Source organism: Bradyrhizobium sp. CIAT3101, assembly GCF_029714945.1.
In the GTDB taxonomy this organism is placed as follows: Bacteria; Pseudomonadota; Alphaproteobacteria; order Rhizobiales; family Xanthobacteraceae; genus Bradyrhizobium.
On the sequence record NZ_CP121634.1, the window covers coordinates 5,470,124 to 5,485,566 of the forward strand.

Annotated in this window: 12 protein-coding genes; 3 read left to right on the forward strand and 9 right to left on the reverse strand. The window is 65.6% G+C overall.

Features of this window, described 5'->3' with window-relative positions:
- Positions 1-37 precede the first annotated feature (37 nt).
- Complete coding sequence (locus QA645_RS26035; protein WP_283044429.1) at positions 38-1,234, forward strand: amidohydrolase family protein; 1,197 nt, start codon at positions 38-40, stop codon at positions 1,232-1,234.
- A gap of 112 nt (positions 1,235-1,346) precedes the next feature.
- On the opposite strand, the gene QA645_RS26040 is transcribed toward QA645_RS26035, so the two are convergent.
- From QA645_RS26040 to QA645_RS26075, 8 genes are all read right to left on the reverse strand, one after another.
- Entirely contained in the window at positions 1,347-1,802 is a 456-nt protein-coding gene (locus tag QA645_RS26040; RefSeq protein ID WP_128952390.1) for a MarR family transcriptional regulator, read from the reverse strand.
- Between the two features lie 24 nt (positions 1,803-1,826).
- A complete protein-coding gene (locus QA645_RS26045; protein ID WP_128952391.1) occupies positions 1,827-2,531 on the reverse strand; it encodes an ABC transporter ATP-binding protein in 705 nt (234 codons plus the stop codon).
- Positions 2,528-3,319: an ABC transporter ATP-binding protein gene (locus QA645_RS26050; protein ID WP_254130743.1), complete on the reverse strand. Its 792-nt coding sequence runs from the start codon at positions 3,317-3,319 to the stop codon at positions 2,528-2,530. The genes QA645_RS26045 and QA645_RS26050 overlap by 4 nt, the downstream gene beginning before the upstream one ends.
- The gene (locus QA645_RS26055; RefSeq protein WP_254130742.1) at positions 3,316-5,205 is read right to left on the reverse strand and encodes an ABC transporter permease; all 1,890 of its coding nucleotides are present in this window, start codon (positions 5,203-5,205) and stop codon (positions 3,316-3,318) included. Before QA645_RS26055 ends, QA645_RS26050 begins: the two co-directional genes overlap by 4 nt.
- 172 nt (positions 5,206-5,377) lie before the next feature.
- On the reverse strand, positions 5,378-6,580 hold the full coding sequence (locus QA645_RS26060) for an ABC transporter substrate-binding protein (protein ID WP_254130741.1): 1,203 nt from the start codon (positions 6,578-6,580) through the stop codon (positions 5,378-5,380).
- A 78-nt stretch (positions 6,581-6,658) separates the two neighbouring features.
- On the reverse strand, positions 6,659-7,243 hold the full coding sequence (locus QA645_RS26065; RefSeq protein ID WP_283044430.1) for an amino acid synthesis family protein: 585 nt from the start codon (positions 7,241-7,243) through the stop codon (positions 6,659-6,661).
- Positions 7,244-7,258: 15 nt separating this feature from the next.
- On the reverse strand, positions 7,259-8,155 hold the full coding sequence (locus QA645_RS26070) for a UPF0280 family protein (RefSeq protein ID WP_283044431.1): 897 nt from the start codon (positions 8,153-8,155) through the stop codon (positions 7,259-7,261).
- Entirely contained in the window at positions 8,152-9,609 is a 1,458-nt protein-coding gene (locus QA645_RS26075) for a 6-hydroxynicotinate reductase (protein ID WP_283053333.1), read from the reverse strand. Before QA645_RS26075 ends, QA645_RS26070 begins: the two co-directional genes overlap by 4 nt.
- 260 nt (positions 9,610-9,869) lie before the next feature.
- Here QA645_RS26075 and QA645_RS26080 point away from each other — a divergent pair, with 260 nt between their 5' ends.
- Complete coding sequence (locus tag QA645_RS26080) at positions 9,870-10,352, forward strand: (2Fe-2S)-binding protein (RefSeq protein ID WP_254193179.1); 483 nt, start codon at positions 9,870-9,872, stop codon at positions 10,350-10,352.
- Complete coding sequence (locus tag QA645_RS26085; protein WP_283044432.1) at positions 10,352-13,867, forward strand: molybdopterin cofactor-binding domain-containing protein; 3,516 nt, start codon at positions 10,352-10,354, stop codon at positions 13,865-13,867. Before QA645_RS26080 ends, QA645_RS26085 begins: the two co-directional genes overlap by 1 nt.
- A 205-nt stretch (positions 13,868-14,072) precedes the next feature.
- Here the strand turns inward: QA645_RS26085 and QA645_RS26090 are convergent, their stop codons facing one another.
- Positions 14,073-15,041 carry a catechol 2,3-dioxygenase gene (locus QA645_RS26090; RefSeq protein WP_254130736.1) on the reverse strand — a complete coding sequence of 323 codons (969 nt, stop codon included), beginning with the start codon at positions 15,039-15,041 and terminating at the stop codon, positions 14,073-14,075.
- Positions 15,042-15,443 lie beyond the last annotated feature (402 nt).

Sequence of the window (15,443 nt, forward strand, 5' to 3'; positions counted from 1 at the left end):
TCGAAAGCGTTGCAGTTAGGAATAAGGAGCCCCTTCCATGGCGCATGACGCACCCCAGGCCACCGGACCCTCGAAGCTCGTGATCCGCAATATCGGCCTGATCCTGTCCGGCGCGATGGAAAAGCCGATCCTGAATGGTGACACCATCGTCGCCGAGAACGGCAAGATCACCGCAATCGGCCGCTTCAAGGACCTCAACACCGACGACGCCACCACCATTGTCGAGGCCAATGGCACCACCGTCGCGCCGGGCCTGATCGACAGCCACGTCCACCCCGTCGCGGGCGACTGGACGCCGCGCCAGAACCAGATCGGCTGGATCGACAGCAACCTCCACGGCGGCGTCACCACGATGATTTCCGCCGGCGAGGTGCACATGCCCGGCCGGCCGCGCGACGTCGTCGGGCTGAAGGCCATGGCGATCTTCGCCCAGCGCGCATTCTGGAATCTGCGGCCCGGCGGCGTGAAGGTTCACGCCGGCGCACCCGTGATCGAATGCGAGATGGTCGAGGAGGATTTCAAGGAGCTGGCCGCGGCCGGCGTCAAGCTGCTCGGCGAAGTCGGCCTCGGCGGCGTCAAGGACGGCCCCACAGCGCGAAAAATGGTTGGCTGGGCGCGCAAATACGGCATCCAGAGCACCATCCACACCGGCGGCCCCTCGATCCCCGGCTCCGGCCTGATCGACAAGGACGTGGTGCTGGAGGCCGACACCGACGTGGTCGGCCATATCAACGGCGGCCACACGGCGCTGCCCGACGACCAGATCCGCTGCATCTGCGAGGGCTGCAAGCGCGGCCTCGAGCTCGTGCACAACGGCAATGAGCGCTCGGCGCTGTTCACGCTGCGCATCGCGCGCGAGATGGGCGACCTGCATCGCGTCATCCTCGGCACCGACGCGCCCGCCGGCTCCGGCGTGCAGCCGCTCGGCATCCTGCGCATGGTCTCGATGCTGTCCTCGCTCGGCGATCTGCCGGCCGAGATCGCGTTCTGCCTCGCCACCGGCAACACCGCGCGGATGCGGCAGCTCGATTGCGGCCTGATCGAGGTCGGCCGCTCCGCCGATTTCGTCATCATGGACAAGGCGCAGCACTCGCCCGGCAAGAACATCCTGGAGAGCGTCCAGCTCGGCGACCTCCCCGGCATCGGCATGACCATCATCGATGGCATCGTGCGCACGCAGCGCAGCCGCAATACACCGCCAGCTGGGAGAGTGCCGGAAGTGGTGGCGAAGTAGACACGGAAAACAGTGCCGTAGGGTGGGCAAAGCGAAGCGTGCCCACCACTGCACTTGCAAGTAAAAGATGGTGGGCACGGCGCTTTGCGCCTTTGCCCACCCTACGAGACCGTCACCGCAGCTTGTTCAGCAGCGCCATCAGCAGCTCGCGCTCTTTCGCATCGAGCGGGGCCAGCGTCTCGCGGGTGATCGCAATCGCGTTCGGCGCGAGCTTTTCCGCAAGCTGCTGACCGGCGCGCGTCAGGCTCACCAACAGGCGCCGCCCGTCCTCGGGATCCTGGCTGGTCTCGGTCAGGCCACGCGCGGTCAGGCGATCGATCACGCCCTTGATGGTGGCAACGTCCATCGCGGTCAGCCGCCCGAGCTGGTTCTGCGAGCACGGCCCGGTCTCGGCGAGCTTCGACAGCGCGGCCCACTGCGTCGGCGTCAGATTGGTGCCGATGTCGCGCGAGAAGATCGAGCTGTGGCGCTGCCAGACCTGGCGCAGGATGAAGCCGACCTGTTCGTCGAGCACGTAAGGCGGCTTGCCCTGCTTGACGCTCTTCTTCGCCGTGACGCTCCTCGCCATCCCTGCGCTGCCCTTCCCTTGCCCTTACAACGACAGATGCGCGTCGCGGATATCCGGACGCGCGTCGAGCTCGGCCATGGTCCCGCCAAAGCAGATGCGGCCGCGCTCGATGATATAGGCGCGATCGGAGATCAACCGCGCAAAGTGCAAATTCTGCTCGGAGACGACGATGCTGACGCCTTCCTTCTTCATGGTCAGGATGGCATCGACCATCTGCTCCACGATTTTTGGCGACAGGCCTTCCGAGGGCTCGTCCAGCAGCACCAGCGACGGATTGCCCATCAGCGTGCGCGCAATGGTCAACATCTGCTGCTCGCCGCCGCTCATGCGGCCGCCCGGGCGATTCTTCATCTCGCCGAGGTTCGGAAACAGCGTGAAGAGTTTTTCGCGATCCCAGTGAGGTGCATTCGGTCGCTTGGGCTGGCGGCCGACCTCGAGGTTCTCCTCCACCGTCAGATCGGTGAAGATGCGGCGCTCCTCCGGCACATAGCCGAGCCCCTCACGCACGATCTCGTGCGTCGGCTTCGCCGAGACATCCTTGCCTTCGAACATGATCCGGCCGGTTCGCTGCGCGACGAGCCCGACGATCGAACGAAAGGTCGTCGACTTGCCGGCGCCATTGCGCCCGAGCAGCGCCACCACCTCGCCCTCGCCGACCTCGAAACCGATGTCGAACAGGATATGCGCGGGGCCGTAATGACTGTTGAGGTCTTGCACCGTGAGCTTCATGCCGAGGCCCCTTCGCGATGGCCGCCCTCGTAAAGCAGACCCTCGCCGAGATAGATCGCCTGCACCTGCGGATTGCCGCGCACCTCGGCCGGCGAGCCTTCGGCAATCAGCGTCCCCCGATTCAGCACGATGATGCGGTCGGCATGCTCGAACACCACGTCCATGTCGTGCTCGGTGAAGAGCACGCCGATCGACTTTTCCCGCGCGATCTGCGCGGTGAGCCGCATCAGCTCGACACGCTCGCGCGGCGCCATGCCGGCGGTCGGCTCGTCCATCAGGAGCAGTTTTGGATCGTTGGCAAGCGCCACCGCGAGCTCGAGCCGCTTGAGGTCGCCATAGGCAAGCTCGCCGCAGGGACGATCGGCATAGCCGCCCATGCCGACCAGCTCGAGCAGGCGGCCGGCCTCGCCGCGGTCGACATTCGGCGCCGAACCCCAGAGATTGAACAGCTGCTTGCCGTGCGAGATCAGCGCGACCTGGACGTTCTCGCGCACGGTCATGGTGGCGAAAGTCGCCGTGATCTGGAAGGTGCGTCCAACGCCGAGCCGCCAGATCTCGCGCGGCTTCTTGCCGGTCGTCTCTTCACCCAGCAGGCGGACATGGCCGGTATCGGGCCGGTTCTGGCCGTTGAGCATGTCGAAGCACGTGCTCTTGCCCGCACCGTTCGGGCCGATCAGCGCCAGAATCTCGCCGGCGCGCAGCGAGAACGAGACGCCGCGCACGGCGTGGATGCCGCCGTAGGATTTGGTCAGGCCTTCGACCGCGAGAAGTGGGGGTGCGACGCTCATTCGGCGGACTCGATCGGCTTGGCCAACAGGGACGATCCCGGCGGCGATGACTTCCTGCGGCGCTGCGCCAGCATCTCCAGCATGCCGACGATGCCCTTGGGGAAGACGACCACGATCAGCACGATGAAGCCGCCGAGCACGAGCTTTGACAGATCGGTCTGGCTCACCAGCCAGATGTTGAGCGCCTTGTAGACGATGGCGCCGATCACCCCGCCCGACACCGTCTCGACGCCGCCGAGCAGCACCATGACCAGCGCATCGACCGAGAGCGAGATGCCGAGATTGTCGGGGAAGACACTGCCCTTGAGATAGGCGAACAGTGCGCCGCCGATGCCGGCGGTGGTGCCCGCGATGACGAACGCCGTCCATTGGATTCGCTTGGCGTTGATGCCGACCGCCTCGCTGCGCAGCAGCGAGTCACGCGTGGCGCGGAGCGCATAGCCGAATGGCGAAAACACCGCGATCCGCAGCGCAACGGTCACGAGCGCGGCGACGCCGAGCGCGAGCCAGTAGAAATGCGACGGGCTCGCCGCCCAGCTCGCAGGCCAGACACCGAGAATGCCGTTGTCACCGCCGGTCACGCTGACCCACTGGAACGCGATCGACCACACGATCTGCGCGAAGGCCAGCGTCAGCATCGCAAAATAGACGCCGGAGAGCTGCACGGCGAAGAAGCCGAACACGGCAGCCCCCATGCAACCAAGCAGCGGTCCAAGCAAGAGGCAGACGATCATTGGCAGCCCCGCCATCTTGGCGAGGAAGGCGACGCCATAGGCGCCGAGGCCGAAATAGGCCGCGTGGCCAAAGGACGCGAGGCCGCCGACCGACATCAGGAAGTGCAGGCTGACGGCGAAGATCACGAAGATCGCGATCTCCGAGCCGACGGTCAGCGCATAATTGCCGGCGAACAGCGGCAGCATGGCCGCGACGACCAGTGCTGCCAGCGAGGCGAGCCGCTCGTTCGATGTCAGCGGCCGCCAGGGATTGACGGTGAGACCCGGCGTCTTGCGCGCGGCCGCCTCCGGCTTGCCGAACAGGCCCCAGGGACGGACGATCAGCACCACGGCCATCACCAGAAAGACCAGGATGATGGAGATTTTCGGGAAGATGAGGATGCCGAAGGCGTTCAGCTCGGAGACCAGCACGGCCGCGACGAACGCGCCGACGATGCTGCCGAGGCCGCCGATGACGACCACGACGAAGACCTCGACGATGATGCGCAAATCCATGGCGTGATGCACGGCATCGCGCGGGATCTGGAGTGCGCCGCCGAGCGCCGCCAGGAAGACGCCGACGGCGAACACGCTCGTGAACAGCCATTTCTGGTTGACGCCGAGCGCCGCGACCATGTCACGGTCCTGCGTCGCGGCGCGCACCAGCACGCCCCAGCGCGTGCGCTGGAACAGCAGCCAGAGAATGCCGAGCACGACAGGCCCGAGCGCGATCAGGAACAGATCGTAGCTCGGGATGTTCTGGCCGAAGAAATCGACTGCACCCTTGAAGCCGGGCGCACGGCGGCCGACGAGATCGTCGGGACCCCAGATCAGCACCACGAGATCTTCGACCATCAGGGTCAGGCCGAATGTGCCGAGCAGCTGGAACAGTTCGGGGGCATGATAGATCCGCCGCAGCAGCACCATTTCGACGAGAACGCCGATCAGCGCCACCGCGAGCGCCGCCAACACCACCCCGCCCCAGAAACCGAACGCACCGGAGAAGCGCTCGGTCAGCGTGAAGGCGATGTAGGCGCCGATCATGTAGAAGGCGCCATGCGCGAAATTCACGATCCGCGTCACGCCAAAGATGATCGACAGGCCCGAGGCCACCAGAAACAGCGACGCTGCGCTGGCGAGACCGGTCAGAAACTGTACGACGTAAAAGGCCATCGGCGGTCCGGGTTAGGTCTGAATTTCACCTCTCCCCGCTCTTGCGGGGAGAGGTCGGATCGCCCTTGCGATCCGGGTGAGGGGCTCTCTCCACCATCGCGGAGCGTGGAGAGAGCCCCTCACCCCTACCCTCTCCCCGCGAAGGGCGGGGAGAGGGAGAAGTGAAGACGCATCAATCCTTCGGCCGCAGCTTCTCGACTTCGGCATCGCTCGGAAGATAGTCCGAGCCCTTCTTGTAGGAGAAGTCGACCATCACGCCCTTGCCGTCCTTCTGCGCGGTCTTGCCGACGAAGGCGCCCAGCGTCGACTGGTGGTCGATCTTGCGGAAGGTGATCTCGCCGAACGGCGACGGCATCGACAGGCCTTCAGCGGCTGCGATCATCTTGTCGGTGTCGGTCGAGCCGGCCTTGGCCAGGATGGCGGCAGCCGCCTTGATGGTCTGGTAGCCGACGATCGAGCCGAGACGCGGATAGTCGTTGTACTTGGCCTGGTAAGCCTTCAGGAACGCGTCGTGCTCGGGCGTCTTGATCGAGTACCAGGGATAGCCGGTGACGATCCAGCCATCCGGCGTCTCGTCCTTGAGCGGATCGAGATATTCCGGCTCGCCGGTCAGGAACGATACGACCTCGCGTCCCTTGAACAGACCGCGGGTGTTACCCTCGCGCACGAGCTTGACGAGATCGGGACCGAAGGTGACGTTGAGGATGGCTTCCGGATTGGCCTGCGCCACGGCCTGCACCACCGGACCCGCGTCGATCTTGCCCTGCGGCGGCCACTGTTCGTCGACCCACTGGATGTCAGGGCGCTTCTCCGACATCAACTTCTTGAACACCGCGACGGCCGACTGGCCGTATTCATAGTTCGGCGCGATGGTCGCCCAGCGCTTTGCGGGCAGCTTGCTGGCGGCTTCCACCAGCATCGCGGCTTGCATGTAGTTGGAAGGACGCAGGCGGAAGGTGTACTTGTTGCCCTTCGCCCAGGTCACGGCGTCCGTCAGCGGCTCGGCCGCGAGGAAGAAGACCTTCTTCTGGTTGGCGAAGTCAGAGACGGCGAGACCGATGTTGGACAGGAACGTGCCCGTCAGCATCGCGACGCCTTCGCTGGAGACGAGCTCATTGGCCGCGGTCTGCGCATCCGCCGGCTTGCCGCCGTCGTCCTTGGAGACGACGACGAGCTTCTTGCCGTTGATGCCGCCGGCCGCGTTGATCTCTTCGACGGCGAGCTGCCAGCCCTTGCGGTAGGGCTCGGTGAAGGACGGCAGCAGCGAGTAGCTGTTGATCTCGCCGATCTTGATGTCCTCTGCCATGGCAGAATGACCCATGCCGGCAGCCAGAAGCGCAAAGGCCGCGCCGACAAAATAATTTCTTGCTCGCATCCCAACCTCCAGTTTTGAACTTTATCTCTCGACCACGATCGTGCGGGAGAAGCTGTGCCCGCCCCTCCGAACCGTCCCTTATTTCAAACCGTCTTCGCCCTTGATCTCCGCGACCGTCAGCCCGCCGACGCGCGGCAGCGGACGGCCACTGTCGGTGACGGCGACGGCGACCATGATCTCGTTGGCGCGTGGCGCATCGTTGATCTGCACCTCCATGCCGTCGAAATGACTGCGCACGAAGGCCGCGTCCTTGTGGCCGAGCGGAATGTCCAGCGTCGTGCCGGGGCCGCTGCGCTTCTTCGACGACGGAATCAGCGCCGCCCCCTTGGTCAGGATCTTGCGCACCGGTGCGCCCATCTTGGGGTGGAGAATGGCGGCCGCATGTTCCAGCTCGCCGTTCTCGCCGACGGCGGCGGCCTTGCCGTAGCTCTGCGCCTTCGCACCATCGATGCCGAGTGCGGCGACCGCGCGCTTCGCCAGGAGATCACCAAGCTCCTCGCCGATCGCGATCAGCGGCGAAAGGTCCTCGACATATTTTCCGGCAAAGGGATTTTCGATCACGGCGATCGCGGCCGCGCGCCGGGTCGGCGGCGAGACCTGGCGGCCCATCTCCATCTGCGTCTCTTCGACGACGGTGACGATCTTGCGGATGATCGCGCTCATGTTTCGCTTCCCTGTTCAGGCACAGACCGCGTTCTCCAGCACAAGCGGGCGCGGTCGTTGCTCTTCTATATCCTTGGTTCCGATGACAAGCATATCACCACAAAGCCGCAGCACGGCCCCCTCGATCAGTCCGCGATCGAATAATTGCCGTGCACATTCCGCGCCAGATTCCAGCGCCTTGGCGATCTCTTCTTGCGACAATTCACCGACATCGCGGGTGACGAGACGCGCACCGAGATCGCTGTCGGGCTGAAGCTCGTTTGCGGGTTGGCGGATGATGGCGGGATGCCCGGGCAGATCGACGGCGTTGGCGATCACAGTCGCGGCTGCATCGGCCTGCGAGGCCGTCGCCGCCAGCACGGTCACGGCATCGGCGATGCCGAGTGAGAAGCTGCGGCCGTGGCGTCCACTGGTCGCGATACCGCGCACCGGGTCATCCGCATCGACCCTCATGGCGCGCATCACGCCGTCGCGGTCCGGCCGATCCATCAGCCCCACCGAAAAATGCTCGCCCTGACCGAGATGCAGGGCGATGTCGCCGCCATTGTTGACATAGACCCGGTCGAGCGACGCAGCGTCCAGCATCGCGCCGAGAATCTCTTCGGCCACGCTGCCCGCCACCGCGGCCATCGGCGTGATGAAGCCATCGGCGGCATAAGGCGCGACAGCGGCGTGCATGCGACGCGCGACCACGCCCTTCAGCGACGTCCGCCTCTCGGCAGCCGTCCGTAGCTCCGGCAGTTCCACGCAGAGCTCGTCGAGCAGACCGGTGAAGCGGCGCACTGCAGCCTCGTAAGCCGCGCGCACCTCGTGCTCGCGCCCCTTCGCCTCGACGATCAGATCAATCGGTCCATCCTGCAAATGCAGCCGCCGGCCATCAGACAGCAATGCGATTTGCGGGAGCCGTGTCATGCCCGCCGTCCCGGAATCGGGTTCTGCCAGGGCAACTGACGGACATCATCGCCGTCCCTCACCTCCGACAGTGGCTTCACGTAATCCATATGGCCGCCGAGCGCGGCATAGTCGGTCAATTTCATCGTGAATTCGATCGGCGCAACCAGCGCCGGCGTCGGCACATAACCGAATGCGCCTGCAGGCATCTGGGTCACGTCGACCATGTAGGTGATGCCGCCGCCAGGCCAGACATAGACCGGGGCGCCGCCGCTGGTGACGCGCGTCAGCGCGTCCTTCACCGAGCGCGTCAACCGCACCGGATTGTCGGTGACGCCGGCGCGCAACGAACCGCCGGCACCGGCCATGAACAGCACCGTGCACAGCGCCGGCTCGCAATTTTCCTGAATGCGCTCGACCGAGAATTTCAGGTCGGCGGGCATCTCCGTCTCGACCGGCTTCAAGGCTTCGTCGAGCACATAGTAGGAGGAGTGCTCGCCGGTCGTGGACACCATCAGCATCGAGAGGCCGGGCTTGGCCTCCTTGACGTCGAACGGCCCGAGGATCGCCAGCGGATCGGAGATGTTGGTGCCGCCCCAGCCCGTGCCGGGATCGGCGACCTGGAAATAGCGGCCGGGCGTCGAGCGCCGCCCCTTCATCTTGATGCCGGTGTCGGCGATGTCGAGCAGCTTGCCGGCCTGATGCTCGCTGAGCACGCCGGTGATATGGTCGTCGACCACCACGACTTCGTCGACCTTGCCGTGCCATTGCTTGGCGAACATGCCAATGGTCGCCGAGCCGCAGCCGACGCGCATGCGCTCTTCTTTGACGCCGTTGACGATCGGCGGCTGGCCGGCCTGCACCACCACGCTGGCGCCGCCGTCGATGGTGAGCTCCACCGCCTTGCAATTGGCGAGATCCATCAACGTGTCGCAGGTGACGCGGCCCTCCTTCTTGGAGCCGCCGGTCAGATGATGGACGCCGCCGAGCGACAACATCTGCGAGCCGTATTCGCTGGTGGTGACATGGCCGACCGCCTCGCCCTGCGCCCGCACGGTCGCGGTCTCCGGGCCGAGATAGCGGTCGGTGTCGATCTTCACCTTGATGCCGCAATAGGAGAAGATGCCCTCGGTGACGACGGTCACCATGTCGACGCCGTCGACCTCGGACGAGACGATGAAGGGCGCCGGCTTGTAATCCGGATAGGTCGTGCCCGCGCCGATCGCGGTCACGAAGGTCGAGGGCTCATGGACGAGCTTGCCGTCCCAGTCTTCGGTGCGGCTGAACGGCACCAGCTTGCCGCCCTGCGACACCGTGCGTTCGAGAATGATGTGCGGATCGACGCGGACAAGCTTGCCGTCGTGGTTGGCATAGCGGTCGCAGGCGCCCGCCGCGCCCGGCTTGATGTAGCACATCACCGGACAGGCATCGCAGCGGATCTTGTCGACGGCAGCGCTCGTTGTTTCCATCACCATGTCGAAGCCAGCAGACATTGCGGTTATCATTCGTATACGAACGATGTTGCGCGCGGTCCTGATAGCTGTCAAGCGGCGCCGCGCGCGAAAAGCCGCGCCTGCCGAATAAAACCTCATTTGCCTCTCGGCTTTGTCCACAAAGCGGGCACTTGCGCTGCACTGCGGCATGGCCGCTTGCACGTTTGTGTACAAACGGTATCGTCGCGACGTAGATTTCAAGCGATCTGGAATTTTTGCGATCGCAGGGTTTGGGAACGAGGATGACGCAGGCACCGATCCGCCTCACCGTGAACGGCAGGATCCACGACGTCGCGGCGGAGCGCCAGACGCCGCTGCTCTATGTGCTGCGCAATGATCTCGGACTCAACGGCCCGAAATACGGTTGCGGCCTGGGTGAATGCGGCACCTGTACTGTCCTGATCGACGGCACAGCCGCGCGCTCTTGCGTGATTCCGATCAGCGGCTGCGCCGGACGCGACATCGTGACGCTCGAAGGACTCGGCACGCGCGACAAGCCTGATGTCGTGCAGCAGGCCTTCATCGCCGAGCAGGCCGCGCAATGCGGCTACTGCCTCAACGGCATGATCATGACCACCAAGGCGCTGCTTGCGATCAACCCGCAGCCGACCGAGCAGGAAGCGCTCGCCGCGCTGCGCTACAATCTCTGCCGCTGCGGCACCCATGTCGAAATCCTGCGCGCCGTGATGCGCGCATCGGGCCAGCTCGCCGAGGCCCGTGATTGATGTCCTCCCCGCATCCGAACGGAGCTGAGCGCGGCTCGCTCGTCGTCGTCCGCACGGTGGACGAGGTCACATCAGAAACCTTCGTCCGCATTACCGCCGATGGATCGGTCACGGCCTATAATGGCCATGTCGATCTCGGCACCGGCATCCGCACCGCGCTCGGGCAGATCGTCGCCGAAGAGCTCGACGTGTCCTTTGCGCGCGTCGTCGTGGTTCTCGGCGACACGGCTGTGGTGCCGAACCAGGGCGCGACGATTGCGAGCGAGACCATCCAGATCACGGCCGTTCCCTTGCGCAAGGCCGCGGCACAAGCGCGGCACTTCTTGATCGCGCGCGCGGCCGAACGGCTGGAGCTGCCGGTCGAAGAGCTGACGATCGAGGACGGCCTCGTCCGCGGCCATAATCGCAGCGTCAGCTACGGCGAACTGATCGGCGGCGAAACCGTTCGCCTCGAGCTTGCCGATGATGTCACCGTCAAGGCGGTCGCCGATTACGCCATCGTCGGCCGATCGATGCCGCGCGTCGACCTTCCTGCCAAGGCGACGGGTGAGCTGACCTTCGTGCACGACATTCGCCTGCCAGGCATGCTGCACGGCCGCGTGGTGCGGCCGCCCTATTCCGGCGTCGATGCCGGCCCCTTCGTCGGCACCAGCCTGATCGCGGTCGACGAGTCCTCGGTGCGCGATATCCCCGGTCTCGTCGCCGTCGTGCGGATCGGCGATTTCGTCGGCGTCGTCGCCGAGCGCGAGGAGAACGCGATTCGCGCGGCCGAGCGGCTCGCGGTGAGCTGGAAGCCGACGCCTGAGCTCGCCGATCTCGCCGATGTCGAGACCGCGCTGCGCGCCCATCCGTCGACGCCGCGCACGCTGATCGACAAGGGCGACGTCGATGCGGCGATCGCCGGCGCTGCCAAGCCGATGCCGCGCACTTACGTCTGGCCGTATCAGATGCACGCCTCGATCGGTCCGTCCTGCGCGGTCGCCGACTTCCAGGACGGCAATGTCCGGGTCTGGTCCGGCACGCAGAACCCGCACGTGCTGCGCGCCGATCTCGCGCTGCTGATCGAACGTCCCGAGAGCGAGGTCGAGGTGATCCGGCTCGAGGCCGCCGGCTGCTATGGCCGCAACTGCGCGGACGACGTCACCGCCGACGCACTGCTGCTGTCGCGTGCCGTCGGCCGCCCCGTGCGCGTGCAGCTGACGCGCGAGCAGGAGCACGCCTGGGAGCCGAAGGGCACCGCACAGCTCATCGACGTCAATGGCGGCCTCGACGCTCAAGGCGGCATCGCCGGTTACGATCTCGCCACGCGCTATCCCTCGAACGCGGCACCGACGCTCGCGCTGCTGCTGACGGGACGAATTCCATCCGAGCCCACCGTGCTCCAGATGGGCGATCGCACCGCGATCCCGCCTTACGACTACGACCACATGCGCGTCGTCGCCCACGACATGGCGCCGATCGTGCGCGCGTCATGGTTCCGCGGTGTCTCGGCGCTGCCGAACACCTTTGCGCATGAATCCTATATCGACGAGGCCGCGACCGAGGCCGGCGTCGATCCCATCGAGTATCGGCTGCGTTACCTGAAGGACCAGCGCGCGGTCGATCTCGTCAACGCGGTGGCCGAACGCGCCGGCTGGACGCCGCGTCCGGTGCGCGAGGAGAAGGACGGCGATATCGTCCACGGCCGCGGCTTTGCCTATGCGCTCTATGTCCACAGCAAGTTTCCCGGCTATGGCGCGGCGTGGTCGGCCTGGGTCGCCGACGTCGCGGTGAACAAGTCCACCGGCGACGTCAGCGTCACCCGCGTCGTCGCGGGACAGGATTCCGGCCTGATGATCAATCCGGACGGCGTGCGCCACCAGATCCACGGCAACGTCATCCAGTCCACCAGCCGCGCGCTGATGGAGGAGGTCTCGTTCGAGCGCGGCGCAGTGGCGGCGCGCGAATGGGGCGCCTATCCGATCATCCCCTTCCCCGACGTGCCGAAGATCGACGTGCTGATGCTGCCGCGACAGGACCAGCCACCGCTCGGCGTCGGCGAGTCGGCCTCGGTGCCGAGCGCGGCGGCGATCGCGAACGCGATCTTCGATGCAACCGGCGTGCGCTTTCGCGAGCCGCCGTTCACGCCGGAGCGCATCCTGAAGGGGTTGCACGGTGAGGCGTCGCCCACACCTCAGGCCCTGCCCGCGCCCACCACGGCGCCAAAACCGTCGCGCATCCGGGAGAATCCCTTCGCCAAGCGCGCCGGAATTTTCGCGACGATCGCGGCCGTCTGCACCGCCGCAATCGGCATCGGCACGGCGCTGCTGCCAGGGCGGGCCATCGCGCCGATCGCGCGGCCCGATGCATCGGTCTATTCCGCCGCGACGATCGCCCGCGGTCAGCAGCTCGCAGCGCTCGGCAATTGCGCGGAATGCCACACCAGCCTCGGCGGCGTGCTCAACGCCGGCGGCCGCGCGCTTCCGACGCCGTTCGGCACCATCTACAGCACCAACATCACGCCCGACGTCGAGACCGGCATCGGCGACTGGTCCTATCACGCCTTCGAGCGCGCGATGCGCGAGGGGCTGCATCGCGACGGACGGCAACTCTATCCCGCCTTCCCGTACACGCACTTTTCGAAGACTGATGATGCCGACATGCAGGCGCTCTACGCCTATCTGATGGCGCAGCCCTCGGTGCGCGCAACGGCCCCTGCGAACACGCTCACCTTCCCGTTCAACCTTCGTCCGCTGCTCGCGGGCTGGAATGCGCTGTTCCACCAGACCAAGGCGTTCAAGCCCGACCCCGCCAAGTCGGAGGCCTGGAATCGCGGCGCCTATCTGGTCGAGAGCCTCGGCCATTGCAGCGCCTGCCATTCGCCGCGCAATGCGCTTGGCGCCGAGCAGCGCCGGGCCTATCTCGCCGGCGGCTTTGCCGAGGGCTGGGAGGCGCCGCCGCTGACATCGCTATCGCAGGCACCAATCCCCTGGAGCGAGGACGAGCTGTTCGCCTATTTGCGCACGGGACATTCGCGTTATCACGGCGTCGCTGCCGGCCCGATGGCGCCGATCGTCAGGGATCTCAAAGCGCTGCCCGATCCCGACATCCGCGCGATGGCGGTCTATCTCGGCTCGTTCAACGACATCGCGGCGGACGCGCCCGCGCTTGCGGCGAAGCTGGAGAGCACAACGCAAGTCACCGTCGCGTCCTCGACCGGCGCGCGGCTCTATCAGGGCGCCTGCGCGGTCTGCCACGAGGTCGGCGGCCTGCCGCTGTTCGGCAGCCGTCCCTCGCTCGCGCTCAACAGCAATCTGCACGGCACGACGCCGGACAATCTCGTGCAGGTGATCCTGCATGGCATCGCCGAGCCCGCCTCCAGCGATCTCGGCTACATGCCCGCGTTCAAGAACAGCATGAGCGACGCGCAGGTCGAGGCGCTCGTCGGCTTCCTGCGCGGGCAGTTTGCGCCGGACAAGCCGGCCTGGACCGGCGTCCGCGAGACGATCGCACGCGTGCGGGCGTCGGCGCATTAAAGCAGAAGGCGGTGGCTGGAAGCTCGCCCGTGGCCATCCTTCGAGACGCCCGCCTGCGGCGGGCCCTCAGGATGAGGGGCGGAGTGCGTAGCGGCAGTTCTACAAGACAAAGCTGCCCGTTAGCCTCATCCTGAGGAGGCTGCGAAGCAGCCATCTCGAAGGACGAGGCGCTTGCTCAGAGCCCGCCTGGCGCACATGCTTTAGCTCACCCGTGCTTCTTCGCGTCCACCGGCGGCGTGCCGTGGGTGTGGAAGGATTCGATGGTCTTCAACCCCCAGGCCTGGCCCTTCTTGCGCTCTTCTTCCGTCCACACGATCGGCTTCCAGTCCGGCGCGAGGATGAGGCGGGCGCCGGCATTGGCGACTTCGACGCGGTTGCCGCCGGGCTCGTAGACATAGAGGAAGAAGGTCTGCTGGATCGCGTGCTTGTGCGGGCCGGTCTCGATGTGCACCCCGTTCTCCAGGAAGATGTCTGCAGCGCGGAGAATCTCCTCGCGGCTGTCGAGCGCGTAGGTGACGTGGTGGAAACGGCCTCGCGTGCCGGAATGGTCGAGCGAATAGGCGAAGTCGTAGCTCTTGTTCGACATCGTCAGCCACATCGCAGCTTCGCGGCCGTCATTGAGCACGATCTGCTCGGTGAGGCGGCAACCGAGATAATTCTCGAAGAATTCGCGGTTGGCCTTGATGTCGACGGCGAGGCAGTTGAGGTGGTCGAGACGGCGAACATTGACGCCGCGCGCGGGAAAACGCTGTGCCTGGTTCTTGAGCGCAGGCTTCAGCTCCGGCGGTGCCTGATACCATTCGGTCTCGTAATAGAGCTCGACGATGTGGCCATCGGGGTCGCGGCAGCGGAAGGTCGGCCCCTGCCCCATGTCGCCGTCGATCCAGCCGATGTCGAAGCCCGAGCCCTTCAACGCGGCGACACGGCGCTCCAGCGCCTGCTGGCTGCGCGCGCGCAACGCCATGTGCTCCATGCCCGAGGTCTTCGACGCCGTCAGCTTGAGCGAATAGCGCTCGTAATCGTCCCAGCCGCGCAGGTAGACGGACTCGCCCTTCTGCCCGCTGACAGTCATGCCCATGACATCGACGAAGAATTTCAGGCTCTCGTCGGGCTTCGGCGTCAGCAGTTCCATGTGGCCGAGATGGGCGAGATCGAGGATCGGTTCGGGCTGCATGGGCTTCCTCCAGAAGCGTGGCGATCCGGTTCACGGGCATCGCGCAATCGGGCGCAGGGCGCAATCTTGATGGGTGCGCCCGGACGGCACTCGGCCACGGGCTCATTTGTACTAATGTACAAATGATTAGGTCCCGTCAACAAATCAACGCATGGCCCCTGCGGCTTGGACCTCGTTCCCATCGATGAACGGCGGTCCCCCGAACGGCCGACGGACTGCCCGAATGGTAAAATCTTCCTTAATCGAATTTGGTCGCAAGAGCCCAACAAAGCAGCATTTTCCGGCCGATTCCGTGCCCAAGTATGCATTGGGTACAATCCAGCCTGCCGAATTTCGGCACATTTAACGAAGCTGCCGCGCCTGCCGTTTAACCGTTTGTGCAGCCCCACCTCGCATAGTCAG

Bases quoted from the DNA above. Each gene is read 5' to 3' on its own strand.
- QA645_RS26090 (WP_254130736.1), bottom strand. From the start codon at position 15,041: ATGCAGCCCGAACCGATCCTCGATCTCGCCCATCTCGGCCACATGGAA.
- QA645_RS26055 (WP_254130742.1), bottom strand. From the start codon at position 5,205: ATGGCCTTTTACGTCGTACAGTTTCTGACCGGTCTCGCCAGCGCAGCG.
- QA645_RS26040 (WP_128952390.1), bottom strand. From the start codon at position 1,802: ATGGCGAGGAGCGTCACGGCGAAGAAGAGCGTCAAGCAGGGCAAGCCG.
- QA645_RS26060 (WP_254130741.1), bottom strand. From the start codon at position 6,580: ATGCGAGCAAGAAATTATTTTGTCGGCGCGGCCTTTGCGCTTCTGGCT.
- QA645_RS26085 (WP_283044432.1), top strand. From the start codon at position 10,352: ATGTCCTCCCCGCATCCGAACGGAGCTGAGCGCGGCTCGCTCGTCGTC.
- QA645_RS26080 (WP_254193179.1), top strand. From the start codon at position 9,870: ATGACGCAGGCACCGATCCGCCTCACCGTGAACGGCAGGATCCACGAC.
- QA645_RS26050 (WP_254130743.1), bottom strand. From the start codon at position 3,319: ATGAGCGTCGCACCCCCACTTCTCGCGGTCGAAGGCCTGACCAAATCC.
- QA645_RS26070 (WP_283044431.1), bottom strand. From the start codon at position 8,155: ATGACACGGCTCCCGCAAATCGCATTGCTGTCTGATGGCCGGCGGCTG.
- QA645_RS26075 (WP_283053333.1), bottom strand. From the start codon at position 9,609: ATGGTGATGGAAACAACGAGCGCTGCCGTCGACAAGATCCGCTGCGAT.
- QA645_RS26045 (WP_128952391.1), bottom strand. From the start codon at position 2,531: ATGAAGCTCACGGTGCAAGACCTCAACAGTCATTACGGCCCCGCGCAT.
- QA645_RS26035 (WP_283044429.1), top strand. From the start codon at position 38: ATGGCGCATGACGCACCCCAGGCCACCGGACCCTCGAAGCTCGTGATC.
- QA645_RS26065 (WP_283044430.1), bottom strand. From the start codon at position 7,243: ATGAGCGCGATCATCCGCAAGATCGTCACCGTCGTCGAAGAGACGCAG.